This is a genomic window from Archangium sp., from assembly GCF_057119385.1.
This window is the reverse complement of record NZ_DBNGVP010000004.1, coordinates 14,888-40,790: the sequence shown is the minus strand read 5'-3', so window position 1 is coordinate 40,790 and position 25,903 is coordinate 14,888. Positions and strand designations below refer to the sequence as shown.

At 69.5% G+C, this 25,903-nt stretch carries 22 protein-coding genes; 6 read left to right on the top strand and 16 right to left on the bottom strand.

Annotated features, from left to right (window positions below; translation table 11 throughout):
- Positions 1-11 precede the first annotated feature (11 nt).
- Positions 12-539 carry a hypothetical protein gene (locus AC16DP_RS02040; RefSeq protein ID WP_329734478.1) on the top strand — a complete coding sequence of 176 codons (528 nt, stop codon included), beginning with the start codon at positions 12-14 and terminating at the stop codon, positions 537-539.
- A gap of 22 nt (positions 540-561) precedes the next feature.
- Here the strand turns inward: AC16DP_RS02040 and AC16DP_RS02035 are convergent, their stop codons facing one another.
- From AC16DP_RS02035 to AC16DP_RS02005, 7 genes are all read right to left on the bottom strand, one after another.
- Positions 562-1,896, bottom strand: coding sequence for a hypothetical protein (locus AC16DP_RS02035; RefSeq protein ID WP_329734477.1), 1,335 nt, complete (start codon positions 1,894-1,896; stop codon positions 562-564).
- Between the two features lie 24 nt (positions 1,897-1,920).
- Positions 1,921-2,982, bottom strand: a complete 1,062-nt coding sequence (locus AC16DP_RS02030) for a hypothetical protein (RefSeq protein ID WP_329734476.1) — start codon at positions 2,980-2,982, stop codon at positions 1,921-1,923.
- A 133-nt stretch (positions 2,983-3,115) separates the two neighbouring features.
- The gene (locus AC16DP_RS02025) at positions 3,116-3,529 is read right to left on the bottom strand and encodes a hypothetical protein (protein WP_329734475.1); all 414 of its coding nucleotides are present in this window, start codon (positions 3,527-3,529) and stop codon (positions 3,116-3,118) included.
- Positions 3,530-3,536: 7 nt separating this feature from the next.
- The gene (locus tag AC16DP_RS02020; RefSeq protein ID WP_329734474.1) at positions 3,537-4,757 is read right to left on the bottom strand and encodes an alpha/beta hydrolase family protein; all 1,221 of its coding nucleotides are present in this window, start codon (positions 4,755-4,757) and stop codon (positions 3,537-3,539) included.
- Positions 4,758-4,782: 25 nt separating this feature from the next.
- Complete coding sequence (locus AC16DP_RS02015; RefSeq protein WP_329734473.1) at positions 4,783-5,379, bottom strand: hypothetical protein; 597 nt, start codon at positions 5,377-5,379, stop codon at positions 4,783-4,785.
- A gap of 168 nt (positions 5,380-5,547) precedes the next feature.
- Positions 5,548-7,401, bottom strand: a complete 1,854-nt coding sequence (locus AC16DP_RS02010; RefSeq protein ID WP_329734472.1) for a two-component system sensor histidine kinase NtrB — start codon at positions 7,399-7,401, stop codon at positions 5,548-5,550.
- Between the two features lie 234 nt (positions 7,402-7,635).
- On the bottom strand, positions 7,636-7,899 hold the full coding sequence (locus AC16DP_RS02005; protein WP_329734471.1) for a hypothetical protein: 264 nt from the start codon (positions 7,897-7,899) through the stop codon (positions 7,636-7,638).
- 74 nt (positions 7,900-7,973) lie between these two features.
- Here AC16DP_RS02005 and AC16DP_RS02000 point away from each other — a divergent pair, with 74 nt between their 5' ends.
- Together AC16DP_RS02000 and AC16DP_RS01995 are read left to right on the top strand one after the other, a co-directional pair.
- A complete protein-coding gene (locus tag AC16DP_RS02000) occupies positions 7,974-8,591 on the top strand; it encodes a cadmium resistance transporter (protein WP_329734470.1) in 618 nt (205 codons plus the stop codon).
- A gap of 204 nt (positions 8,592-8,795) precedes the next feature.
- On the top strand, positions 8,796-9,734 hold the full coding sequence (locus tag AC16DP_RS01995; protein WP_329734469.1) for a hypothetical protein: 939 nt from the start codon (positions 8,796-8,798) through the stop codon (positions 9,732-9,734).
- Positions 9,735-9,784: 50 nt separating this feature from the next.
- Here the strand turns inward: AC16DP_RS01995 and AC16DP_RS01990 are convergent, their stop codons facing one another.
- Positions 9,785-11,239 (bottom strand): ELWxxDGT repeat protein, encoded by a 1,455-nt coding sequence (locus AC16DP_RS01990; RefSeq protein WP_329734468.1) that lies wholly within the window; start codon positions 11,237-11,239, stop codon positions 9,785-9,787.
- Positions 11,240-11,638: 399 nt separating this feature from the next.
- On the opposite strand from AC16DP_RS01990, the gene AC16DP_RS01985 reads away from it, so the two are divergent.
- The 3 genes from AC16DP_RS01985 to AC16DP_RS01975 all read left to right on the top strand — a co-directional run bounded on the left by AC16DP_RS01985 (position 11,639) and on the right by AC16DP_RS01975 (position 16,410).
- Positions 11,639-12,835 (top strand): hypothetical protein, encoded by a 1,197-nt coding sequence (locus AC16DP_RS01985; RefSeq protein ID WP_329734467.1) that lies wholly within the window; start codon positions 11,639-11,641, stop codon positions 12,833-12,835.
- Positions 12,836-13,016: 181 nt separating this feature from the next.
- The gene (locus AC16DP_RS01980) at positions 13,017-13,445 is read left to right on the top strand and encodes a hypothetical protein (RefSeq protein WP_329734466.1); all 429 of its coding nucleotides are present in this window, start codon (positions 13,017-13,019) and stop codon (positions 13,443-13,445) included.
- A 151-nt stretch (positions 13,446-13,596) separates the two neighbouring features.
- Positions 13,597-16,410: an ELWxxDGT repeat protein gene (locus AC16DP_RS01975; protein ID WP_329734465.1), complete on the top strand. Its 2,814-nt coding sequence runs from the start codon at positions 13,597-13,599 to the stop codon at positions 16,408-16,410.
- A 52-nt stretch (positions 16,411-16,462) separates the two neighbouring features.
- Here AC16DP_RS01975 and AC16DP_RS01970 read toward each other — a convergent pair whose 3' ends face one another.
- The 8 genes from AC16DP_RS01970 to AC16DP_RS01935 all read right to left on the bottom strand — a co-directional run bounded on the left by AC16DP_RS01970 (position 16,463) and on the right by AC16DP_RS01935 (position 25,895).
- The gene (locus AC16DP_RS01970; protein WP_329734464.1) at positions 16,463-17,479 is read right to left on the bottom strand and encodes a hypothetical protein; all 1,017 of its coding nucleotides are present in this window, start codon (positions 17,477-17,479) and stop codon (positions 16,463-16,465) included.
- Positions 17,480-17,667: 188 nt separating this feature from the next.
- Complete coding sequence (locus AC16DP_RS01965; protein ID WP_329734463.1) at positions 17,668-18,510, bottom strand: phytanoyl-CoA dioxygenase family protein; 843 nt, start codon at positions 18,508-18,510, stop codon at positions 17,668-17,670.
- 36 nt (positions 18,511-18,546) lie between these two features.
- The gene (locus tag AC16DP_RS01960; RefSeq protein ID WP_329734462.1) at positions 18,547-20,115 is read right to left on the bottom strand and encodes a protein adenylyltransferase SelO; all 1,569 of its coding nucleotides are present in this window, start codon (positions 20,113-20,115) and stop codon (positions 18,547-18,549) included.
- Between the two features lie 81 nt (positions 20,116-20,196).
- Positions 20,197-20,961 (bottom strand): esterase family protein, encoded by a 765-nt coding sequence (locus tag AC16DP_RS01955; protein ID WP_329734461.1) that lies wholly within the window; start codon positions 20,959-20,961, stop codon positions 20,197-20,199.
- 16 nt (positions 20,962-20,977) lie between these two features.
- Positions 20,978-22,588 carry a sensor histidine kinase gene (locus AC16DP_RS01950; protein ID WP_329734460.1) on the bottom strand — a complete coding sequence of 537 codons (1,611 nt, stop codon included), beginning with the start codon at positions 22,586-22,588 and terminating at the stop codon, positions 20,978-20,980.
- A 191-nt stretch (positions 22,589-22,779) separates the two neighbouring features.
- A complete protein-coding gene (locus AC16DP_RS01945) occupies positions 22,780-23,061 on the bottom strand; it encodes a PAS domain-containing protein (protein ID WP_329734459.1) in 282 nt (93 codons plus the stop codon).
- A 161-nt stretch (positions 23,062-23,222) separates the two neighbouring features.
- Entirely contained in the window at positions 23,223-24,476 is a 1,254-nt protein-coding gene (locus AC16DP_RS01940; protein ID WP_329734458.1) for a threonine aldolase family protein, read from the bottom strand.
- A gap of 36 nt (positions 24,477-24,512) precedes the next feature.
- The gene (locus AC16DP_RS01935) at positions 24,513-25,895 is read right to left on the bottom strand and encodes a DUF4785 family immunoglobulin-like domain-containing protein (protein WP_329734457.1); all 1,383 of its coding nucleotides are present in this window, start codon (positions 25,893-25,895) and stop codon (positions 24,513-24,515) included.
- Positions 25,896-25,903 lie beyond the last annotated feature (8 nt).

Genomic DNA, 25,903 nt, shown 5'->3' with positions numbered 1-25,903 from the left:
CGTTGGGGCCCATGGCCATCGAAAGAAACCTGGTACTGGCCGGCGAGGTCCTGGAGTTCGTGACGAAGGGCGGGCTCCTGTCGTTCTCGGGGAAATTGGACGGCGAGAAGGTGATGGTCGTCTCCAGGCTCGAAGACGCGCTCCAGTATGCGAAGAGCCAGGATCTTCCCGAGGACGTCTCGATCTGGGCCGCTCTCAGATCACACCAGTTCAGCGAATATCAGGACGTCACCAGCTCCCTTCCACCGGCTGAATACGGGGCGCTGCACAAGGAGCTGGACGTCCTCGAGGATCGCATCGTGCAGGCTGCATGGGACAGCCTGCTCGCTCGGGATGACCTCCAGGAGAGCACCGAGCTGGCGGAGGACATCGGGCCCGATCTGGCGCATGTGGCGGCCGCGCGGTTCCTCGGTGGCGGGAAGCTGAGCCCCTTCCTGGAGGAGCTCTTCTCGCTGTACCGCGCCGGAGGATGGCCCTGCGGGTACAAGGGCGAGTACCCACACGGGAAGTTCATCGTCTACTGGCGGAGCCCCCGTTAGGACTCGGGCGTGGGGAACACCCTCAATGGAAGATGGGCAGACCGCCCACGCACAGGGTGGCGTGGAACCTGCCCGTCCCGAGGGCGCCGTACTTGGCATTGCAGATCTCGAGCTGTCCGGTCAGCGCCGTCGAGCCCGGCGTGATGGCGCCATCCACGGCCATCCGGAAGCCCCACCCCACCACGTTCGCCTGGTCGTCGACGAAGGAGAGCTGGCCCGTGGCACTCCCGGCGGGAGCGGTCTGGTCGAAACGTGCCGTGAGGTACGCGTAACCGTTCCGCTTGCCGAAACAGCCGGGACACAGCGAGCAATAGTCATCCGGGCAGCGATCCGTCTCCTCGTACTGGTTGGTATGGACCAGCGTGTCGCAGAGCCGGGGATCGTTCGAGACGATGAGCTGGAACTGCGTGGTTCCCCTGATGGGCACGAAGGCCGCGGAGCTCCAGTCGATGGTCCTGGGGACCTCGCCCACGGAGACACTGCCTCGGGCCGTCCCGGGCTCCAGGCCCGTCGTGGGCGCATCCGGAACGGGCGGGCAGGCGGGCTCGAGCAGGCAGCTCGCACCGCACAGATCTCCATCCACGGTGTTGCCATCATCACACTGCTCACCCGCTTCGAGCCGGCCGTTGCCGCACCGGGGAAGACACGGGCCACATTCGAGCGTCCCGCCACAGCCATCGGAGATGACACCACAGGTGGCGCCCGAGGCGTCACACGTCGCCGGCCTGCAACCACAGACATTCGGCGTACCGCCGCCTCCGCAGGTCTCGGGAGCCGTGCACGTCCCGCAGTAGAGGGGCTCCCCACAGTCATTCAGCGTCGTCCCGCAGTTGGCTCCCTCGTCCGCACAGGTCGTCAGGTTGCAGCCACAGACGTTGGGGCGCCCGCCCACCCCACCGCCACACGTCCACGGCGGCGTACAGGAGCCACACTCGAGCACCCTGCCACAGCCATCCGGGAGCGAACCGCAGTTGGCTCCCACGCTCGCGCAGCTCACCGGGGTGCAACCACAGACGTTCGGCCGCCCTCCCCCGCCACACGTCTGGAGCCCGGTGCACGTGCCACAGTCCAGAGGCTCTCCACAGTTGTCGATGACGCCACAGTCCGCGCCGCGCTCGGCACAGCTCATCGGCGTGCAACCACAGACATTCGGTGTGCCAAAGCCACCGCACGTCTCCGGCGCCCTGCACGTCCCGCAGTCGAGCACGCCTCCGCATCCATCCGGCACCTCGCCGCAATTGGACCGGGCCTCGGTGCACGTCATCGGGGTGCACCGGGGCCAGGGAATGCAGAAGCACCCGGCACACGCGACGGCGAGGGCCACCGCGGCAAACGTCAGCAACGCTCGGACTGGCATGTCTCTCCCCCTCGATTCCAAGGACTACGGCGAGCCCGTGCCACCGTCCGTGCCCTCCGCGTGGACCACGCGGAAGCGCAGCGCCTGCGTGGGCAGGGGCTCCACGGCGCGCCGTCCCAGCGCATTGGGCACGAACCAGAAGCCCCCTTCATCGTTCACGGCCCATAGCTCGTACTCTCCCACGGGGATGGCTCCGAGCGTGGTCACCACCCGCCCCCGCCCCGGCTCCTGGGTGATGGCCTGGGCCAACGGCACGACGAAGAGCTGCAGCGCTCCGGCGGCGACGGTGACGCCCGGGTCCCCCTGCAGGCTCCCGAGGAAGGGCGTCACATCGGGCAGCAGCGGCACGAGCACCTGCGCGGGCCGGCCCTGGCTGTCGACGGGCACCGTCTGCCCGGGCCTCGGGACGAAGCGCAGGAAGAACTGGGGCCACACGTCCACCACGCCGTCCCCATTCACGTCATCCGCCGTCCCATCCCCATTGGCATCCGCGAGCCGGACGAAGAACCGGGGCGCGTCCCCGCGCAGCAGCCCGAAGCCCTCGCTCCGCACGTTGAGCGAGACGATGGCCGTGGCCGAGTCCGTCAGGGTGAACACCCCTTCCGTCCCCTGCTCCACCACCTGGAACGCGGGCAGCGGGCGGTGCACCCGGCGAGGCAGCGCGAGCTCCACCGGCAACGTCTGGCCCGGCTGCACGTTCAGCTCGACGGAGGACTCGGGGACCCAGTCCCCCGCCCCCGGTTGCGCGAGCACGTCCACGGTGAGGTCCGCGTCGCCATTGGCATCGAGGAAGCCCCACAGCCGGTACACATCGGGGCCCACGCCCGAGAACCCGAAGCGCGCGTCCCCGGCGGCGAGGCGCACCTCGGGAACGGCGGCCACGTACCTCGGAGGGCCCCGCTGCTCGGGAGGCGCCTCGTCCGGAGCGAAGAGGAACAGGAACGCATTGCCCACGGGAGGGCCGGCCAGCGTCACGCGGCCCTCGACACGGGCTTCGCGCCGGGGCTCCGAGGAAGGAGGCACGGAACAGCCGGCGAGCACGAGCCCGAGGGCCGGAGCGAGGGCGCGAAGGACGAGGGGAGACACGGCGCCACTCTACCCGTCCGGGGGTGTTCCCGGCGCTGGCAAGGTGGCGCACGGCGGCGCTCTGGGGGCAACACGGAAGCGGTGATGGACCGGGTGATGACGTACGCGGAGCCCGCCGGCCAGGTGCTCGCGCTCAGGCCCTCCTGGGCCCTTGGGGGCCACGGGAGGGCTCGCCACCCGAGCGTCTCGAGGCGAGAAAGGGGGGCACCAGCGAGGAGAGCGCCACGAGCAGGGCGACATAGGCAAACGGGTTGCCGAGAGTGGCGAGGATGTAGCCCACGCCCACCAGGACCATGAAGCCCCCCGCGCTCGACACCACCGTCCGCGCCCAGCGCTCGGCGCGCCCCAGCCCCGAAGCACCCTGGAGCATCAGCCACCCCGCCAGGAGCACCGCCACCGCGGTGACGATGTCCGCCATGATCAAGGCCGCGGCATCCTCCCGAGGGAGCGGCGCGACGGCCCTCACGCCATCGGGTACGGCCAGGGCCAGGTGCGCCAGCCCCAGCAGGATGATCAGGCCACCGGACACCCGCGCCCACCGGCTCATGAGGCGCTCACCGGCTGCCAAACGTCACCTCCGGGTACTCCTCGGAGGGCCCTCGCAGCAGCGGGCTCGGAAGGCCCCGCAGGTGCTGCTCGAAGAGGGCCCGCACGTAGGCCCGGGAGATCTGGATGACACGCACCGGATCGATGGACCCCAGAGGCGCCACCTGGCCCGCGGCCTCCCTCCCGAGGAAATGGGTGAGGATCGGTCCCGCGTCCGAGAAGTTGAGGTGGGCGGCGTCCGAGACCTCCACCTCGTAGCCGGCCCCCTTCAACGACTCGTAGGTGAGGTTCAGCCCGGGAGAGCCCTGGCGCAGATCGGGGGTGCTCAGCAGCATGAACGGCTGTTCGATGGAGCGCTCGGGCGGCCCCTGGAGGTACCCATCGATGTTGATGCCAGCGTCGAACCGCGGGTCGCGGCCGAGCGCCCGGATGGACGAGGCTCCTCCCATGGAGTGGCCGAAGACGCCGGCACTCGCCACCTCGAGCCGGCCCGCGAACCACCCGCCCGGCGCCCCCGCGTTCCACTTCTCGAGCTCGCTGAGCACGAACGAGTCATCGTCCGCCATCACCCGCTCATAGGCGGACAGCAGCGCGCTGAGCGTGGTGATGCTGGCCAGTTGCCTCCCCCGGTTGAAGGGCGTCGACTCCGGGAGCACGCTCAATGCGAGATCCTTCTCCAGGGGCACCTCCCGCCCGTCCGGGAACACCGTCAGCGTGGCGATGAAGGTGTGGTCGATGCCGACGACCACGTAGCCGTGACTGGCCAGGTCCTCCAGCAGGACCGTGTACAGCTCCGCGTTCATGCCAAAGCCGGGAGAGAAGAGCACCACGGGGAAGGCGTCCCGCGCCGGGGAGAGGGGCGCATCGGCGAAGGCATTCGTCCGGATGAGCGGAACGAGCTCCGGGGGAAACCCCAGCACCTCCATGATGCGCGGCGAGATGTACGGCGCGAGCGGAGCCCCGGCTGGGGGCTCGCAGGGGTACCAGATGTGGATGGACAGCTCGCGCCGGTCCTCGGGCTCACCGGGGAAGAGCCCTCCCCGCGAGAAGTCCACCAGCGAGGTGACGCGCTTGCCCACCGGATGGGGGCCGGTAGGCGCCGGGAGCTGGATCGGCTCAGTCGTGATGGGCCCGGGGATGGGCGCGGGTGCGGGCGGCGCGTCCTCACAACCCACCAGCAGGAGTGCCAGGGCCCAGAGCCCTACCCCCACGAGGAATCTCGAGTGCATGCTCTTCTCCCTGTCCTGACGTGGCTCACAGCCGGAAGGCGATACCGAGGCTGGGCTGCCACCCTGGGAAGCCATTGCCCGTGCCGTAGGCGACCTGGGCCCGCAGGCCGAGGCCGTTCTCGAAGGTGTACCGAAGCCCCACCACGCCCCGGAGCTCCAGGTAGCGCCCCGTCTCCGAGATGCGCGTGAAGAAGGGCGTCTCGAGCTCGGTCTGCATGCGGGTCATCCCGAAGAAGACACCTCCTCCGAAGTAGGGGGTGAAGCCCCGCTTGCCCAGCACATCCAGGGTGAGCTGGTAGCCGGCGGCCAGGATGTGCTGCCTCAGCACGAGCTCGTTGCCCGCGGCGAGCCCTCGTCCCTCGAGCACCGAGAGGAAGACGCTGAACTGATGGTTGAAGTGCGTTCCGAATTCGTAGCCCAGCTCGAGCGACGGACCCTGGAAGCCATTGAATGGCACCAATTGCGTCTCGAGGTATCCCGAGCGCGTGAGCGTCGCGCCGCCCAGGATGACGGGGCCCGAGGGGAGCGCTCGCGCGCGGGTGCTCCACAGCAGGGCGATGAGCACGAGGAGGCTCGGAAGCCAGGGCTTCCAGAGCTGGATGGACCTCGAGGATGCACGCATCACGACCTCCACACGAGGGGAAGGCTTCGGGCGAGATGTCGGGTGTTTTCCGAGGCGGAGATCGTGCCCGCGCCAGGGCCTTCTGCCAACGGCCCGGACGTGCAGTCCGTCGTGAGGTGCTTCACACTGGCCAGGGCGGCAGGAGGAGCCGTCCGCTCCATGGGAGCGTCATGGCGCGGCCCCCACCGGCTCGCTGGCCTCCTGGAGCGCCAGCGGTAGCTCCAGGGTGAAGGTGGCGCCCTGGTCCGGCCCCGGGCTGGTGCAGGACAGCCGGCCCTTCAACTCCGTGGCGGCCAGGGCGCTGATGTGCAGACCGAAGCCGTGGCCGGTCTTCTTCGTGGTGAAGCCCTGGGAGAACAGGCGCCGCTGGTTCTCCGGGGTGATGCCCATGCCGTTGTCCTCCACCTCGATGCGCAGCCACTGGCCGCCAGGGGCGAGCCGCACCCGGATGCAGAGCCGCTTCTCTGCTCTCGAGCCCGCCACCAACGCGTGCCGGGCATTGCTCAGCAGGTTGATCAGGATCTGCAGCAGCTTGTGCCTGTCCATGACGAGGGGAGGCACCTCGGCGTAGTCGCGCTCGAGGCGGATACCCAGGCGCTCGAAGGAGACCGCGTGCAGGCGCAGCGCCTCGTCGATGAGCCGGGGCACGGCCACCTGCTCCACGGTTCCCACGGTGCGCGCGTGCTTCTGCTGCATGTTGACGATGGACTTGAGGTGCTCGACCGCCTCGTTGAGCGAGGACATCTCCTTCACCAGGGAGTCCTGCTCCTGGAGCAGCCGCTGGGAGAGGGCCTGGAGATACTCCGGGAGCTGCTTCCCCAGCGGATCTCCCGCCAGGAAACGGGGGAGCTCCGCGGAGTGCTGGTGGAGCAGCGCGGCGGCCTTGGCCAGCCCGGACACGTGCAGCTTGCGCAACCCATCGGTGACGAGACTGGCCGAGACGTTGACGCTGTTGAGGGTGTTGCCCACGTTGTGGAGCACGCCGGTGGCCACCTCCGCCATGCCCGCCTGCCGGGAGACATCCACCAGGGTGCTGTGCATCTCTCCCAGCCGGGCCTCGGCCTGCTTGCGGACGGTGATGTCCCGGGCGAAGAGGGTGATGCCCTCGGGCCGCCCGCTCTCGCCGGGAATGGGGCCGAGGGAGAGCTCCTGCACGACGGGCGCGCCGTCCCACGTGTACTCCAGCTCGAACTGCAGGCGCTGTCCCTGGAGCACCTGGCGGAAGCGCTCGTCCCACGCTTCCTTGACGCGGGGCTCCACCTCCGCGAACAGGGGCTGGCCCGGGGCCAGGTCCTTGCCGAAGTACCGGGCGAAGGCCCGCTTCATGGCGGTGTTGGCCACGAGCAGGCGCCCCTCGGCATCCAGCGAGCACACCAGGTCATCGGTGTTCTCGAAGAGGCTGCTGAGCTTGCGCTCGCTGTCGCGCAACGTCTTCAAGGCCTGCTCCAGCTTCAGCTGGATCTCATCGCGAGCGGTGCTGTGCAGCGTGCCCAGGACCCAGATGCCCAGCACGGCGATGATGGCGCCGATGTGCATGGCCCACAGCAGCTCGGCGGGGATGGTGAGCACCGAAACTCCGGTGCGGGTGAGAAGGAAGGGGCGGATGAGCCCCAGCATGACGGCCATGAAGAGGGTGATGGCCAGGCCCAGGCGGGGCCCCATCAGGTACACCGCGAACGCGGGCAGCAGCGTGGTCACCGCGTGCGCACTGGCGAAGGGGTCCCCATAGAGGATGGCGATGATGACGAACCCCACGGTCAAGCTCACGCAGAAGAAGAAGATCGCGGCGGTGGGCGACGCCTTCCGGCGCAGCAGGAACAGCGTGCCCGGCACGATCAAGCCCGTGAGGAGGAGGGGTGCTCTCGAGACCTCGGTGTTGGGCGCCAGCATGCCCTCGAACAGATTCAGCACGCCGAAGAGCAGGCAGAAGAGCGTGCTGCCGACCAGCACCCGATAGCGGAGGAGGTCCGAGGGCGCGGCCCCGCGCAGAGGCTCGGAGAGGAACGAGTCCAGCCAGGCCATCCACCACATCCCCCACCTCCGGCGCGTCCCCACGGGGTGCCACGGCTGGAGGGAGGGAGGCGAGGACGGCGGGGTCACATCGGAAAGGTTGCTCGCCATGTGGGGACCCTTGTCTGGAAAGGGGGCAGGAGCGTCGATGACGCCCCTGACCCGATTCTAGACGTCGCGGCCCCCTCCACGCTCGGCTGCTCACCCTCTACGAGGTGGAGACAAGGGAGACCCACCTCGCCCATCTCAGAGAACCTTCGGGCAGCGCGTGACGGCCATGCACTGCCAGAGACAGCCCTCGATGCCGCAGGGATAGCAGCACACCTCTCCCGTCGCGCAGCTCCCGTAGCTCTCTCCACAGGTGCTCATGGCCCCTACGTTGGCTGGCACCGGGGTGACCTCCTCCGAGACCGCCGCCTGGGACGGAGCGGCCGGGCCGTCTCCTTCCTCCACGGGGCCACCACACGCCACGGTGAACAGGGTTGCCAGGAACAAGACCGTACCGCGCATCGAACGAGCTCCGAGCCGTGCCATGCTGCCTCCAGAATTGGGTTCACTCGGAGTGTACTCCATTTTCATCCCGCATGGCGGCCTCGCTCACGCTCATCGGCATCAGCACCACGGTCTTCGTCTCGACGAACATCGACGACATCTTCCTGCTCGCGGCGTTCTTCGCCGATCCGCACCTGAGGGCACGCGCCGTCGTCGCCGGCCAGTTCCTCGGCATCGGGGTGCTGGTGCTCGTCAGCGTGCTGGCCTCCGTCGCCGCACTGGCCATTCCGGAGGGGTACACCGCGCTCCTGGGCGCCGTGCCACTCATTCTGGGCGTGCGCAAGCTCCGCGAGCTGATACGGGCCCGAGGGGCCAGCGCCACGGAGGAGGCGCAGGCCGAGGCCGCGGAGCAGCGCATGGAGCGCCGGACTCATTCCCAGGTGCTGGCCGTCGCGGGGGTGACGGTGGCGAATGGGGGCGACAACCTCGGCGTGTACATCCCCCTCTTCGCGAGCGATCCGCGAGCCATCCCCGGACATGTGGTGGTCTTCGCCGTCATGACAGCGCTCTGGTGTCTCGCCGGATACTCGCTCGTCAAGAACCGCCTGCTGGGTGAGCCCATCAAGCGGTACGGGCACCTCGTGCTCCCCTTCGTGCTCATCGGCCTCGGGCTCTACATCCTGGCGGGGGCACGCGTACTCCTCGGATAGGTGAGGCAAGGGCATCACGCTCCTGCTCGCTCGCCAACAAGCGCCGGGAGCCGCGCGTGCCCGAGACGTGTCTTGGTGACATCCTCGAGCCTCTCCACGCGCCAGGAATTCGCCACGAGACAGGAGGCCTGCATGCCGGAGCCGCGTCATGGGGAGGGACACCGGGTTCCGGGACAGCCGAGGGAGGAGCTCCTCTCGCTGCTCTTGCGCTCACCTCTCGCCCTTTCAGTGCTCTGCCCCGGGGTCTTCCTGGCCTCGCTGCTCCTGCTGCAGTCCCCTGGCCGCGTGGGCGACGCCTTCTTGCACTCCTCGAGGACATGGCTCCTCCATGGGCTCGCCGCGCTCCTCCCCGTGATCTATGTGGTCACGCTCCTGGCGGCCCTGGGCAGCCCCCATCCTGTCCGGGCCGGCACGCCCACTCAGCGCGGAGCCGTGGTCTTCTGCACGGTGCTGTTCTTTGTCCTGGGCGCCCTGCCAGCCATCGTCGTGCCCCTCAATTCCCCGCTCGTGGAGGTGTTCCCCGTGGATGTGGATTCCCTTGCCGAGATGCCGGGCGCGCGCGTGAAGCTCGCGCTCCTGGGCATCCTGGGAGCGGCGGTGGCCATTCCGCATGTCTCCCACTGCTTTGGCATTCACGTCCAGCTCATTGGCTCCAGGGCGGAGCCCCACGAGGCCCCCGGAGTGCTCGACACCCGGGAGCTCCAGGCGGCCGTGCTGCGGTATCAGCAACTCCGGTCGCAGCTGAGGAGGTCACTCGACCTCATCGCCGCGAGCATCGGCACCAACGTCCTGGCCTTGGGGGCGATGCGCAACGTCGTGCTCGATGCCCTGCCCGCTCGACACGTCTCGTTCGATGCTTCATTCCTGGTGGCCATTGGCGTCTATCTCACTGGACTGCTCGCCAGTATCTACCTGCCGGCCCGCCAGACCCTGAACGCCGCTGGCGAGGCGCTCTCGGGCCGGATCCTCCAGAGTTCCCTCGGACCCCACGCGACCTGGAAGAACTGGACCGAGGAGCGCCAGGCCGTGCGCGCCTATCTCGGACTGCGCGACTCGGTGCTCAAGGAGCTTCAGGACGGCATCACGGTCCTGTCCCCCCTCGTGGCGAGCATCTCCTCGCTGCTCCTCGGCCATGGGCGCTGAGCGCCACGGGTTCGAATCCCGTCGGGGATACCGCGCCCCACGCCGGTGACTCAGCGGGGCGGGCAGTACGAGCCCGTCTTCATGGACCAGAGCGCGTTGTCGGGAGTCTCGCCGGTCGCGGTGAGGAAATAGACGAAGCTCCCCGCGCGGACGAAGGACCCGGCCGGTGCGTCGAAGAGTCCCACGCCGGGCTCTATCGGCGCCGAGCCACCACCGGGAATGATATCCGCCACCCGCCGGGGCCGGCCCTCGAATACCTTCCAGGGCTCGCTCCCGTGCACGCCGTCATCCGCCACGAAGTAGAGCTTCCCGTTGGCCGTCGCGAGCCCATAGGGGAACGAGGACGGCGCTCCTGGCTGGAGGTCGATGAAGAGCCGGGTACCGGCGGCCGTGCCATCCGTCACCCACAATTCGCGGCCGTGCACGCCGTCATCCGCCACGAAGTAGAGCCTGTCCCCGAGGACCGTCATGTTCGTCGGGAGCGAGCCCGCCGATTCCCCGGGCCGGATGTCCACGAACGGGTGGGTGCCCGCGGGCGTGCCATCGCTCACCCACGGCTCGAAGCCCCGCGGCCCGTCCTCGGCGCCGGCGGTGAAGAAGAGCCGCCCGTCGAAGGCCGTGAGCCCGAAGGGCGGACCGAACAGCCCGAAGTTCCGCAGCAGGACGGCGCTCCCCGGCGCGCCATCGCTGCTCCACAGGTGGGAGGGCTCCCCCGGCGCCAGCTCGTCGGTGAAGAAGAAGACCTTGTCACCGACCGCGGTCAATTGGGTGATGCCGATGCCGCCCCTCGAGGCCTGGAAGAGCTCCACCAGGGCTCCCGAGCGGGTGAGCCGGAACACCCGGGGCCTGCCCGGGTCCCCCACCCGCTCCGCGACGAAGACGAGATCTCCGCGCTCCGTCTCCACGCTGCGCGAGGGGAAGCGGTCGATGGCGAGCGCGGGAGGCGTGCCCAGGATGCGGCGGCTCCCCGCGACCGTGCCGTCGGTGAGCCACAGCTCGTCCCCACTTCCGGGCACGGGCCGGATGACGAGCAGCCGGCCCCGATACTCCCTCAGGTGATGGGCATTCGTGAGCCGAGGCACGTCCACCGGGTGCGTACCGGACGCGGTCCCGTCGCTCCTCCAGAGAACGCCGTTGGAGGAGAAGAAGAGGAGCCCCCGGGCTTCCGTGAGTGCCCGCGGGCCCTCGGGGGCGGTGATGGGCGCGATGACCTTGACCCTGACCGTGCCGGACGTCGTCCCGTCGCTCTTCCAGAGCGACCAGTCCGTGAAGCCCGCGACGATGAAGAAGAGCTGGTCCCCCACGGCGACCATTCCCTCCGGCCCCCGGATGCGTGTGATCTCCAGAAGCCGCGTGGCCGGAACGCAGTCAGCCGCCGCCAGCGCCTCGTCCACCTCCATCACCCTGTCCGAGGACGGTTGCTCCCTGTCCTCGGAAGACACTCCGCAGTGGGTGAGGCTCAACGCCAGCAACAGCATCGACAGCCGTCTGGCTCCCGGTCTCATGGTCTTCCCCTCCCCGAGGCCACTGAATGCCCCGGACCCCCGGGAAGCTGTAGTCACGCGAGAAGCCCTGGCACCCGCACCAGAGGGGCAACGAGGCGCCACGCAGTGGACAGAGGCCTCGTCCACCCGGCGGCGCCCCGTTGCCGGTTCAGTCCAGAAGGTTCGCCAGGCCCGCGTACGTATTGGGTCCGGGCATGCCATCAATCGGGCTCGGGAAGGCAGACCCGATCGTCGGATTGCCCGGCGTGCCCGTGTAGAGGGCGATCCACAGCTTCGAGCCCACCGCCTTCGTCTGGGTCCAGGTGTTGGACGTGAGCAGGCTCGAATCAATCCGGAATTGTCGGGGCGTCCCTCATGGAGTTGCGCCGGATTTCCCAGATTCCGATAAGCTGGCGCGCCATGCAGCACCCGATGTGGCTCGCGCTCACGCTCCTCCTTCTCGCCGCGGTTCTCGCCGGGCTCCTCATCGCGTGGCGGCGCCGTCCGAAGCCAGCCCCCTGCCAGCCCCAGCAGTACGACGCCGCGCCACAGCCGGGGACGTTCGCGGTGCGGGCGCTCGAGGCCATGCCGCCCATCGTCCGCGACACGCCCGTCCTCGAGGCCCAATCCCCCGCCTGGCGCGAGGCCATGGCCCAGGCCGGGCTCCGCCTGCGCCGCGCCGGGGTGCGCCACGTCGTCTTCGTGCACGGCACCTTCGTGGGCCATGACCCCACCCAGCTGCTCTCCGCGCTCGAGGGGCCCCTCTCGGCCCTGGGCCCCGGCCTCATGCCGTCCCTGCAGCGCCTCTCCAAGCTCCCGAGCGATCGCGTCCTGCGCGACCTGGGCAACTACACCCCCGAGTACGTCTCGCTCTTCCAGAAGGCGCTGGGCGTCGACATCCCCACCACGCGCTTCGTCTGGAGCTCGGCCAACAACCACGTCGCCCGCCTGCGCGCGGCCGTGCAGTTGCTGAAGCTCCTCGCCTCCTCGGAGCTCGGCAACAAGCGGGCGCTGCTGCTGGGGCACAGCCACGGTGGCCAGGTGCTCGCCCTGCTCACGCAGCTCGTCTACCCGGCGCGGACCGCCGAGGCCCTCTGGCAGGCCGTGCGCGACGCGGGCGAGCCCACCGAGGCCCTCCAGGACATGGCCCGCACGGTGGCCCGCGCGCGGCTCGACATCGCCACCTTCGGCATGCCCCCGCGCTACGGCTGGGCCACCGGCCGGCAGTGCCGCGTCCTCCACGTCATCAACCACCGGGGAGCCGAGCCGCGCGGAAACACCGTCGCCGGAGTCCTCCACACCGAGAGCGGCGACTACGTGCACCTGTGGGGCATCGCCGGCTCGGACATTCCTCCGGGCAACGCCCGGGAGCGGGAGCTGGCCGCCCGGCTCGATGCCATCCTCGGCGCGGGCTACGACGTGAAGGCGTGGCTCCAGCACGTGCGCCACGGCGCGCGCGTGCCTCGCGACGGATTCAGCTACCTCGTCGACTATGGCGACCGGGGCACGGGCGCCCTGCCCAACTGCCTGGCCACGTGCTTCGGGCACGGCGTCTACACCAGCTACGACGCCATGCTCTTCAACTCGCGCCTCCTCGCGGACCACTTCTACCGGTAGTGCCATCCGCGAGCACTCGGGAGATGCTATGCAGGGGCCGATGCGCGCTCCCTCGTTTCCGAGAAGGCTTCTCATTCCTGGCCTGGTCCTGCTCGGGGTGTGTCTGCTGGTGCTGGCCCTCCGAGAGCGAGGGCACATGACCGCACCCGGGGGAGCCCCCGGTAGGATCCAAGGAGGGGAGATGGCGAAGATGAACGACGAGGAGTTGTTGGGGAAGACGCTGCATGTGGCGCGTGAAGCGGGCCTGCTCCTGCTGCGGAAGCAAGGCTCGGTGCTCCCGTTCGGCCTGACGCTCGACCCGGCGGGCGACAACCCCAAGACCTTCTTTCCCCGGGACCAACTGCCACGCGCCTCCTGGGACGAGCTGTTCGAGGCCACCCTCGCGCATCTCGAGCGAGCCGCGGGCTCGGCCGATGTCGGGGCCATCGCAATCGTCACCACGCTCGAGTCCGGAAGCGAATCCGGCCTGGGTGTCCAGATCGAGACACGCACCTCCTCGCTCTTCCTGCTGTACCCCTACAGCGGCTCCGGACAGAGCTGGCGTCTCGGGGAGCCGCAGAAGTCGGAGCAGTTGCTCGTGGGACCACTGCTGGCCCGGGACAAGCACTGACGAAGAAGGGCACGGAGCGGGACGAAAAACGTCAGTCCGCTGCTCCCGCGCGGCGCTGGCGCGTCGTGGAAACCCCGGCCGCTCCCTCTGACGAGCAGCGCCTGCTCGTGGGACAGGCAGCCGAGCACGGCCATTGCACACGGCCGCGCTCATGCACCTCAAAGCCAGACACCCCCTCCGTCCCCTGTCACCCCTGCTGCTCTCCTTCGCCCTCGGCTGCACCGGCCCCGCGCCCGAGCAGGAGGCCTCCCTCCTCTCCAGCGCGTTCAAGCAGTCCCCGCCGCCCGGGCTCAGGCCCGCGTTGGTGAAGGACCTCCAGGTAAGTGACGAGTCCCTCCCCGCGGGGGCGGACACCTCGTGGGCGTTCACGCCCCCCGTCGTCACCGCGAGCGGAACGGCCTACTTCGGAGCCCGCGATGGAAACGGCGGCTCCGCGCTCTTCAAGACGGACGGAACTCCCGAGGGAACGCGCCTGGTCCGGCAGTTCACCTCCAGGACGGCGATCGGCTTCCTCCATGAGTGGCTCGCCGCGGTGGGCGACACCGTCTATTTCGCCGTCAATGACGAGCGCCTCGGCAACCGGCTGTTCAAGAGCGATGGCACGCCGGAGGGGACCCTCGAGCTCCCGCGGCCCGAGGGCCTGCCGCTCGACCGCCCCGGTGAGCTCACCGCCTGCAATGGCCGGATCTTCTTCCGCGATCCGCAGGGCCTGTGGACGCTCGAGGGCACTCCCGAGCGCCCCGTCCTGCTCGCCTCGGTGAACATCTACCCCCAGACCGCCTATGAGCAGCCCCCGCGAGCCGTCGTCTGCGCGGAGGGAACGCTGTTCTTCGTGGACGCCCGTGCCTTCATGGACAACGTGCTCTGGAAGAGTGACGGCACCGCCGAGGGCACGGTGCCGCTCGCGTCGGTCGGCCACATCACGGGCTGGAGCAACCCCCTGTTCTTCACCTCCGGCGCGAGGGTCTTCCTCAACGGCGGCTACAACTGGCGTACCAGCTTGTGGACGAGCGATGGCACTCCCGAGGGGACGGGCGAGCTCTCGGGCTTCAATCCGTACGAGAGCTCGCTCACCGTGCACACCGCCGCCGGCGGGGCGCTCTATTTCTCCCTCCCGGGCGCGGCCTACGACCCGGACTCCTACGCCCTCCCGGACACCTTCACCTGGGGCCCGAGCCTGGCGCTGTGGAAGAGCGACAGCACCGGGACGGGGAGCCATGAGGTCGTGGACCTTCCTTCCGACATCCAATCCCTGAGCGCCTCGGCCCTGGCCGTGGGGAACACCCTGCTCCTCTCGACGACGGACGGCCGCCTCTACCGGAGCGATGGCACGTCCGAGGGCACCTTCCTGCTCGCGAACCTCGGCCTGCCGGAGGCCTCGGAGCAGCGGACGAGCGCCGCCCTCCCGGATGGCCGGCTGCTCTTCACCGCCCGCGAGCCCTCGGGCGAGACGCGCCTGTGGCTCACCGATGGGACGGTGGAGGGAACCCTGCCCTTCCAGACGGCCCAGGGAGAGCGCCTGCGCACGCCGTCGAACCTCACGCGGATGGGGAACCGGGTGCTGTTCTGGGCCGATGACGGCCTGCACGGGCAGGAGCCCTGGGTGACGGACGGGACGCCCGGTGGCACCCGCCTGCTGCGCGACCTCTTCCGCGCCAACGCCTCCCATCCCCAGTCCCTCACGGACGTGGAGGGCACGCTCTTCTGCACCGCCACCTCCGAGCAGGGCTCCGGACTGTGGAAGAGCGATGGCACCGCCGAGGGCACCACCTTCCTCCAGCCACTCATCAGCACCGATCCCTGGGTGCGCACCACCGCGTTCACTCCCGCGGGGAACTCGGTGTTCTTCTTCCAGACGAACCACTTCGCGGCCTCGCTGTGGAAGAGCGATGGCACCCCGGCCGGCACGCTCGAGCTCCGCGGCTTCACCGGCGGGGATGTGACGTCACGTGTCGCCCTGGGCTCCACCCTCTTCTTCTCCGCTTACGAGAGCGCCTCGGGCAGCGAGCTGTGGAAGAGCGATGGCACCGTGGAGGGCACCGTCCTGTTCAAGGAGCTCGTCCCGGGCCGGAGCGGCTCCGGCCCCATGAAGCTGACGCGCGCCGGGAACGGCTTCTTCTTCATCGCCAACGACGGTGTCCACGGCGGCGAGCTGTGGAAGAGCGATGGCACCACCGAGGGCACCGTGCTCGTCAAGGACGTCCTCCCGGGCACGGGCAGCGCCATCTACAGCTACGGCTTCTCCGAGATGCTCCCGGTGGGGACGGCCCTGTTCTTCACCGCCAACGACGGCATCCACGGTGAGGAGCTCTGGAAGACCGATGGCACCGCCGAGGGCACCGTGCTCGTGAAGGACATCTTCCCGGGCCGGAGCGGCTCCAGCCTCTATGATCTGGTGGACCTGGGAGGAACGCTCTTCTTCACCGCCGAGGACGGCGTGCACGGCCGCGAGCTGTGGAAGAGCGATGGCACCGCCGAGGGCACCGTGCTCGTCGCGGACGTCGCCCCGGGAGCGGCCTCCTCCTTCCCGGTGACGTATGCGTACCAGAAGCTCCCCGCGCGCCTGTACGCCATTGGCGGCGGCCTCTTCTTCGCGGCGGATGACGGCGTGCACGGCACCGAGCCATGGAAGAGCGACGGCACGGCCGAGGGAACCGTCCTGCTGCGCGACGTGCTGCCCGGCTCCGAGAGCAGCGGCGTGGGCCTCGCCCCCTTCGTGCCCATGGGCCACCAGGGCGCCTTCGCCTTCTCCGCCTCGGACGGCGTGAGCGGCGTGGAGCTGTGGACGTCGGACGGCACGCCCGAGGGCACCCACCGCCTCGCGGACATCCACGAGGGCCCGGCGAGCGCCGCCCCGCTCCAGCTCACCGCCTCCGGCTCGCGGCTCTTCTTCGTCGCCAACGACGGTGAGCATGGCCGGGAGCTGTGGTCCGTGAAGCAGGGGGCCTTCCTCGCTTGGCCGTAGGGAGCCGCCACTCCGGGGGAGGGAGCGCCCCTCACCCCGGAGCGCGGTGCGATCACTCGACCCAGTAGGTGTCGGTCATCAGGCTGAAGCCGTTCACGGTGTCCACGAAGATGGCGGCGCTGTGCCCGCTCCAGGGATCGTCCGCGTAGCTGAAGTAGCAGCCCTTGAACGAGCGGCCAGCGATCCGCTCATCCAGGTTCGCCAGGCCGGCGGAGATGACGCTGCTGGAGAGCTGGTTGTACCGGTTGGCGTAGGACAGCGTGCTCACGAACTCGGCACGCACCTCGGCGGCGTCGGCCAGGTAGGGCCGGACGGTGGCGCCATACGGGACGCTGCTCGGCTCGAGCCCGAAGCACTCCAGCCCACCGTAGCGGTAGGAGCCGTTGCCCGTCACCTCCTGCCACCAGTCGAAGTGGCGGGCCATGTACGCACCGCTGTTCCCCTGGTTGCCCACCGCATTCGCCGCGTCGATGAGCGCCTCGAGGGGCCGGCTCAGCGTGGCCGAGTTGCGGATGTTGCGCAGGCTCACCTCGCCGATGCCCGCGACGTTGGAGATGGCCTGGACGGACGTGAACGGGCGCAGGGTGAGCAGGTTCACGGCGCCATTCCACGCGTCCGGCAGCACGTCGTGCAGCTCGGAGTCGCTGATGGTGTTCACCAGGGACACGATCGCGGCGGCGTCATCCGTGGAGACCGCGAGGCCGTCCAGGATGCCGACACAGCTGGAGCCGATGAAGCCCTGGGCCCGGGCGCCGCCCGCGAGCTGCTCGAGACGGGCCGGACCGACCAGCCGCACCGAGGAGATGTCCGCCAGGGACACGAACGGCGAGACCGACCGCCGGGCGACGAGGTTGGAGACGACATCGCTCGGCAGGTACGCGTCCAGCGTCTCGTAGGACGCCGTGTTCGCGAACTGGAGGATGCCCTGGCACTCCGGGGACACGTCCACGTCCGTGGTGGTGAGCGGCGCCTGCTGCCGCGCGATGGACGCGTTGGACGACTCGGGCTCGGTACCACCGCAACCGGCCAACAGGCTCGCGGCGAGAAGGGCTGTTCCAAGATGACGCATGGGGGGCTCCTCTGGGGGGGACTGCGAGGGGAGGTACCCCCATACACCACCGGGCTGACAGGTGTCTCCCGTGTTGGACCCTATCCACGGACCTCCCTGATTCCACGGATACGGAAAGTTCAGAGGGTCACCCGCGGGAAGGCGTACCCGGAGCAACGGGCGGCAGTTGCGCGGGAGTTGAAGCCTGTTCAGCCGTTCGCGAGGGGACCGAAGCCGCGGGGCGGCCGCGAGGGAGCGCGGCGCAGCCAGTTGTCCTCCGGGTAGCGGGCCGTTCCATCGATGAGGTGGACCGAGTAGGCGTGGCGGCTCTTGGACGACGTGTTGGCGCCGCTCTTGTGGGGCAGCAGCCCGTGGAGCACCACCAGGGTGCCCTTCTCCACCTCCAACGGCACCATCCCCTCCTCGGGCAGCGGCGTGGGATCCAACACCTGGAACGCCGTGCCGCCTCCCGCGGCGCGCACGAAGCGCTTCTTCAAGCCCAGCGTGTGCCCGCCCGGCAGCGCCCACAGACAGCCGTTCTCCAGCGTGGCGTCCTCCAGCGCGAACCAGAAGCCCAGACAGGTGGACGGCTCCGTGTACAGGAACGTCGCGTCCTGGTGGCAGTTGACCTCACCGCCAATGTGGGGCTGCTTGAAGATGTACATGGACTGGAGCAGCACCGGCTGCGTCAGGCCCAGCTCCGAGGCCAGCCCCGCCAGCTCCGGCGTGCGGGAGAACCGCTCGAAGAGCGGATCCAGATCATGCATCGCATGGCCGATCTTGTTGATGGACAGCGCCTTGTCCTGGCGCAGCGAGCCATCCGGCCGGAAGGCGTTCTCCTCGAAGAAGAAGCGGATGTCGTCCCCCGAGCCGAGGAAGTACTCGTCCGAGGTCCGCGTCTGATCATTCGTGGTGAAGATGGAGACCGTCTCCGGTTGGAAGCCGGCCACCAGCTGCTCGGCCCGGGCCTTCAAGGCATCGCAGGCGGCCGGCGGGACGAAACCGGGAAGTACGAGGTAGCCCTGCCGCGCGAAGTCTCTGGCTCGATCCATGTCCACTCCCATGGGAGGAAACCTAGCAGAACGTGCTCAAGAGCTGCACGAGAGGGCCGAGCAGCCCGGCTTCGAGCGCGCCCACTCGGGCCGCTTCGCCGCGTAGGCCTCGCGGCCCGGTTGATCCTCGTACGGCCGGCGCATCACCTCGAGCAGCGCGTGCACCTTGCTGTCGTCCCCGTCGTGCGCGGCGTCGATCGCCTCCTGGGCGAGCCAGTTGCGCATCACGTACTTGGGATTCACCGCGTCCATCCGCCGCGCCAGCTCCGCGGGCGGTGCCTTTTCACTCCTCGTGCGCTGCCACCACGCGCTCAGCCACTCGAGCACCCGGGCCGCGTGCGCCTCCGGGACGGGCCCGTAGAAGGCCTCGCGCACCGGCCGGGGCAGCTCGCGCGGAGCCTCCGGCAGGGTGACCACCTGCGACAGCCCGCGGAAGAAGATCGTCATGTCCGTCTCGTGCGCGGCGAGCCAGGCGAAGCACTCGTTCACCAGCCCGACATCGCCCTGGCCCTCCAACGCGGACAGCCCGAGCTTCGCCGCGAACCGCCGCGACAGCTCCTCCGAGAAGGTGCGCTGGTATTCGATCAGCCCCTCCTCGACCAGCGCCTCCTGGTCCTCCAGCAGCGGAAGGAGCGCGACCCCCAGCCGCTCGACGTTCCACATGCCGATGTTGGGCTGGTTGCCATAGCGGTAGCGGTGCTCCATGGCGTCGGTGGTGTTGGGCGTCCAGCCGGGATCGAAGTCCTCCAGCCACCCGTAGGGCCCGTAGTCGATGGTGAGGCCGAGGATGGACATGTTGTCCGTGTTCATCACCCCGTGCACGAACCCCACCGCCTGCCAGTGGGCCATGAGCCGGGCGGTGCGCCGCGCCACCTCGCGGAAGAAGGCGGCGTAGGTGTCCTTCCCGGGCTCGCCGAGCTCGGGGAAGAAGTGCTTCACGGTGTAGCGGGCCAGTTGCTCGAGCAGCCCCAGATCATCGCGGCTGGTGCAGAGCTCGAAGTTGCCGAAGCGCAGGAAGCTCGGAGCGACCCGGCAGACGATGGCACCGGGCTCGGCCTCGGGATGGCCGTCGTAGAACATGTCCCGGATGACCTCGTCCCCGGTGGCCACCAGCGACAACGCGCGGGTGGTGGGCACACCCAGGTGGTGCATGGCCTCGCTGCAGAGGAACTCGCGGATGGAGGAGCGCAGCACCGCGCGCCCGTCCCCCCGGCGGGAATAGGGCGTCCGGCCCGCGCCCTTCAGCTGCAGCTCGTACCGCTGGCCGTCCGGAGCGAGCAGCTCCCCCAGCACGATGGCGCGGCCGTCTCCGAGCTGCCCCGCCCAGTTGCCGAACTGGTGTCCCCCGTAGTTGGCCGCGTACGGCACCATGCCCGGCCACAGCGCGTTGCCCGCGAGCACCCGCACGACCTCGGGGGAGCGCAGCGTCTCCTCCTCGAGGCCGAGCAGCTGCACGACCTCTTTCGAGTACGCCACCATGCGGGGCGCCGACACGGGCGTCGGCTGCACCTTCGACCAGAGGGCGCCCTGGACCTGGCGCGGCCGCGCGTCCTGGAGCGGATCTCCAGGCATCGAGTCGATGAATCGGGACGTGAAATGAGGCATCCCCGATGCATGCCTTTCTCACTCCCCCGATGCAACGGATAGTTTCCAGGCACGGGAGGGGATGACTCCCCGGAAGGCCGTCTAGTACCCGAGCCGCTCGGCCATGTAGTGGTCCAGCTGCCGGTACCACGTGGGCCAGTCGTGGGGCATGTCGTGGCCCCAGATGTCCAGGTTGTGGGGGATGCCCCGCTGGTGCAGCAGCTGGCTGAGGTGCTCGGAGTACCCCGGGTTCTCCCAGGCGCCGCGGCTCGTCACCAGATGGATGCGGCTGTGGTGCCGGAGCAGGTCCATGCGCTGGCCCTCGGGCAGGTTCGGCACGTAGGAGACGGGGTTGTTGAAGTAGACGTCGTCGCTCCAGTAGCCGTGGAGGAACTCTCCCTGGAGATCGTAGAAGCCGCCCAGCCCGAGCAGCAGCTCGAACTGGTCCGGGCGCCGGAAGAAGGCATTGGCGGCGTGGAAGGCGCCGAAGCTGGCCCCCGCCACGCCGAGGCGCGCGTGGTCGTTCCCCAGACAGCGGCGGATGTGCGGGACGACCTCCTCCTCCACGTACTCCGAGAAGCGCGCCTGGTTGTGCGCCTTCTGGTGGAGCGGCAGGCCCTCGTTCATCCACGCCCAGGGGTTGATGCTGTTGATGCTGAAGATCTGGACCCGGCCGGCGAACAGGTGGTGCGCCACGCTCTGGATGAGTCCCATGCGCTCGGCCTCGAGGAAGTCACCTCCGGCGGTGGGGAAGAGCAGCAGGGCCGGGCCCCAGTGGCCGTAGCGGACGATGGGCATGTCCATGCCCAGCCGGTGGCTGTACCAACCGAAAGTCTCCCGGCGCAGGTTCGGATCGAGATTCGACATGGGGTTTCCTCTGGATTCAGCGGGAGGCGGGTGGAGGGCCAGCGAGCTCGTGGAGGGTGAAGTAGAAGGTGGCGCCCTGCAACACCCGGCCCTCGCCCCACACGCGCCCCTTGTGGCGGCGGATGATGCGCTGCACGGTGGCCAGCCCCACCCCGTGCCCTTCGAACTCCTGCTGCGTGTGCAGCCGCTGGAAGACACCGAAGAGCTTCTTCTGGTACTCCATGTCGAAGCCCGCCCCGTTGTCCCGGACGAAGTAGACGCGCCCGTTCCCCGTCCCCGGCAGCGTGCCGAACGCGATCTCCGCCACCGGCTTCTCGCGGGTGAACTTCCAGGCGTTGCCCATCAGGTTCTCCAGCACCAGGCGCAGCAACTGGGCATCCCCGCGATCCACCAGCCCCTCTTGAATCTGGAAGCGGATGGTGCGCTCGGGCGCCCAGCGCTGGAGTTGCTCGGCGACGGTGTTCGCCAGGCCGGACAGGTCCACGTCCGTCTCCACCAGCTCCGCGCTGTTGACGCGGGAGATCGCGAGGATGCCGTCGATGAGCTCGGCCATGCGCTGGGACGAGGCGCGGATGCGCTGCAGGTAGTCCCGGCCGGTGCTGTCGAGCGTGGCGGAGTAGTCCTCGGACAGCGCCTGGGTGAAGTTGGAGATGCTGCGCAGCGGCACGCGCAGATCATGCGCCACCGAGTAGGCGAAGGACTCCAGCTCGCGGTTGGAGAACTCGAGCTGGGCCGTGCGCTCGCTGATGCGCTGCTCCAGCTCCGCGTTGAGCCGGCGCGCCTTCTCCTCGTTCTCGCGCCGCTGGGAGATGTCGGTGATCATGGCCAGCGAGCCCAGGTATCCGCCGCTCTCGTCCTGGACGGGGCAGGCGGCGATCAGGGTCCACACGGGCGTCCCATCCTTGCGCATCAGCCGGAAGTCATGGACGAGGACGGCCTGGCCCTCGCTCTCCTGCGTCGCGAGCTCCTGGGTCGAGCGGGCGAGCTCCTCCTGGCAGATGAACTCGAAGAGGTGCCTGCCGAGGATCTCCTCCGGCGTGTAGCCGAGCAGCGTGGCCGCGTACTGGTTGACGTAGGTGGTGCGCCTGTCGGCGTCGATCATCCAGACGCCCTCCTGGGCGGTCTCCAGCATGAGCTGGAAGCGCAGCTTGCTGCGGCGCTGGACGGCCTCGGCCTGGCGTTGATCGTGGGTGTCCTTCAGGTTGGTGATGGCCCCCAGGAGCTGTCCGTGGCTGTCGCGCACGGGCCTGGATCTCACGCGGAAGTGACGGCCCTCCGGGTGGGCGGCATTGCGGACGAAGAGGTCCACCTCGGGCGGCTGCTCACCCCGGAGACTGCGGTAGAGCGGAAGCTCCTCGGCGGGGTACGGCGTGCGCGTGTCCGGGTAGAAGAGGCCGTTGCGCTCGCTCCAGTTCCTCGGGTCGTAGTGCGTGTGGTTCATGAACCCGGGGCCGAGGATCCTCCGAACCATGTCGTTGGCGTAGAGGATGCGGTTCTGCGCGTCCACCACGAACAAGCCATCGGTGGAGTTGCCGAGGATGGCGCGCAACAGGGTCTCATGCTCGGCATGGAAGAGACTCTCGGCCACCTCGTCGGGCGGCAAGGCCGGGTTGGAACGGGCGCTCATGCGGGGCGAGCATAACGAGCCCCCCTCGGAAGTGTCATCCGCCGGACACTCCCGGGTCACCTGGCACCCCGGGAGGGGGCGGCCTCACCGTCCATGTGCTGGAGGAGGAAGGCCACCTCCCCCGCTTGTCGAGGATGGGGGTGTGGGTGGCGCTCCAGAAGCGCTCCTCCACGACCACGCCCTCCGGCGTCTCACGGGCACCCGGTAGGGGAGCAGCGCCAGGATGTCCGGCGCCCGCCGGGTGAGGACCCGCTCGAACGACGTGCGCAGCATCCGCGCGTTGGCGTTGTCGGGGTCCGCGGGATCAGGGGGAACGCCTCGAAGATGGAGCGCCCCACGAGTTCCTCGAGCCGGCTCACCGTGAGCCGGAGATAGGCCTCGTTGGCGGCGACGTACCGGAGCTCACGCTCCAGCACCATGTAGGGGTTGGGGGAGTGGTTGAAGAGCGCCTGGAAGTCGAGGGTGTCGGACATGGTGGGGGGCGACTCGGCCGCGAGACGCTGGATACACAAACAATCACCAGGACGCGATTCCAACTTCTAGGCCGCACGGGAAGCATCAGGAAAGTTCACAAAAGCCCCCCGGTCTCCCGAGCGTCCGTGCATGCGGGCGCCCGGAGTCACGCCCCTGGCGGCTACGCCGGTTCGAGCAACCGGAGGAAGGCCCGCGTGGCCTCCGCGTCGTCGATTCCCGTGAGCCCCTCGCCCACCTGCAGCTCCGTCTCGACGACGCCGGGCACCCGCGTCGGGCTGAAGCCGTTGGCCACCCAGATGCCCGTCTCGCGCGCGATGCGATCGCGCTGACGGTTCAGGGCCCCCGCGTCGGCGCGCACGAAGACGCGGAAGAGGTTCGTCTGCACGGGCCGGGGCAGCACGGTGAGCCGGGGGTCCGCCGCGAGCGCCTCGGTGAGGGACTTCGCGCGCTGCACGTAGCCGGGGATGCGGGCCAGCGTGTCGTCCAGGCGCATGGCCGCCGAGGCCGCGTAGGGCCACAGCTGGAAGATGTTGCCGCCATGCCGGTGCCGCCACAGGCGCGCGGTGCGGATGAAGTCACGGGAGCCCGCCACCATGGCCCCGCCCAGCGCGCCCACCATCTTGTAGAAGGACACATAGACGGAGTCGAAGCCCCGGCAGATGTCCGCGTAGGAGCGCCCGTAGAAGGGCTGGCTCTCCCACAGGCGCGCGCCGTCCATGTGCAGCTTCACGCCCTGCTCGCGGCAGGTGCGCTTGAGCTCCTCCAACTGCTCCCACGTCTGGAGCTGCCCGCCCAGCCACCGCACCGGTAGCTCCACGCTGACGACGTCCAGGGGCTCGCGGGCCTCGCGCACGTCCGCGGCGAGCACCGGCCGCGTCCAGGGCAAGAGGTTCACCGCGCGCAGCCCGTGCAACACGGCGTAGCTGTCGTTCTCGTGCAGCACGTGGTGGGACGAGGGGTGCACACCGAAGGTGCGCTTGCCCCCGGCGTCCGCGTACATGCGCAGCGCGATGAGCTGGCCCATGGTGCCCGTGGGCATGAAGCACGCGTCCTCGAAGCCGAGCAGGCCCGCCACGCGCTTCTCCAGCGACTGGACGAGCTCGCCATTGCCGTACACGTCCCCCATGAGGCCCTGGCGCTGCACCCACTCGCCGATGCGGATCAGCTCGGCGCCCTCGTTGCCGGAAGTGCCGAGCGTGAGAGACGCGCGGCAGCCGCGGCGCAGACGCTCGAAGTCCTCCCGCGTGGGGCCGGGCGGCGTGGCCGGAGCCGGGCTGGCCGCTGGAACCTCCTTCTTCGGCGCGGGGGGAGGCTTGGGCGCGGCGGCGTGCGCCGTGCCCTTCAGGAGCGTGGAGCCGGCCAGCAGGCCAGAGAGGGCGAGGAACTCGCCCCGGCTGAAATCGCGGTGGGCCATAGGGGAACACCTCGAACGGTGTTCCCCTACCCTACACTACTGACCGACGTCGAACTCACCGGCGCGCAGCAGGCCGTCGATGGCGGGCGTCACCTCGGCGGCGGCGAGCTCGGAGGCGCGGACCGCCGGCATGCGGATGTCCAGGCCCTTCGCGAGGCGGTGGTACAGGGTGTTGGTGCCCAGCGAGTACAGCTGCAGCCCGCGCAGCGCGTAGCTGCCCTCGAGCTTGGACAGGCCCGCGTGGCCCGCCTCGAAGCGCAGCGTCAGCGTGTGCGTGCCCGCGCCGAGCAGGTCCGTCACCTGCGCCTCGGCCACCGGGCGCTCCACGCCCTGGGCGTCCGTGGCCACGAGCGTGCCCGTCACCTCGTACCGGTCCAGCGCCTGGCTCTCGAGCACCACGTCCAGCTCGAGCGCCGTCACCTTGCCGCCCGCCTCGCGCACCAGCCGCGCCTTGCCCGCGGACGCGATGCGCGCCGTGGGCACCGCGAAGCCGAACGCCGTCTGCGCCAGCCGGTCGAAGTCCTGCCCACCGGCGGAGCCCACCGCGCGCACCTCCAGCACCCACGAGCCCGGCTCATCGCGCTCGTCCATCGCGCGCGACACCATGGCGCGGTACTCGTTGCCCACCTTCACCACCGGCACCGTGCGGACGCGCTCGAAGCGCGGGTTGTAGAGCGAGGCCTCGTAGCGCACGTGCTTCACCGGCTCGGCCGACGTCACGCCCACCGTCACGTAGCCGTCGCTGCCCGGGAACAGCTGCATCGCCGAGGCCGTGAGCGACAGCTCGATGGAGGACGAGGGCTCCCGCACCTCGATGGCGAGGCCCAGCGCGGCCGCCTTGGCGCCCACCTTCACCTTGTAGAGGCCGCGGGTGTTCTTGGCGTCCATGCGCAGCATGGAGATGGGGCGGGAGACGCCCTCGGCCTTCATGCGCTCGGCGTCCATGCCCAGCGCCGCGTGGGCCGCACGCGACGCCCGCTGGTCCGCGCGCACGCCCTGGGGATCGAAGAGCGCCACGTCATGCAGCGCCTCCTCGCCCAGCTTGGGGTTGTTGCTCTTGGGGATGAACATCACCCACGCGTCCTCGGGCGCGGTGATGGGGAGCCGCACCTCGGTGGGGGCCGAGCCCGGCGCCACGTGCAGCATGGTGGACTTGGAGCGGCGCGTCTCGGGCGCGAGCGGCGCCGCGAGCGGCTGCTTGGGCGAGGCCGGGTTGGACACCGACACGAGGCCCTTGCCGAGCGCCTCGGTGGCATCACGCGCGTACAGCTTGCCCGGGGCCACGTCACCCGGGGCCAGCGTGGCGCCCGAGGCGCTGCGCAGGGTGGAGGACACGTTGGACTCCTGGGTGAAGCCCCCGAGGAGGAGGACCGCCAGCGACAGGCTGGCGGACTGAACGATGGAGCGGTGGAAGATCATGGTCGTTC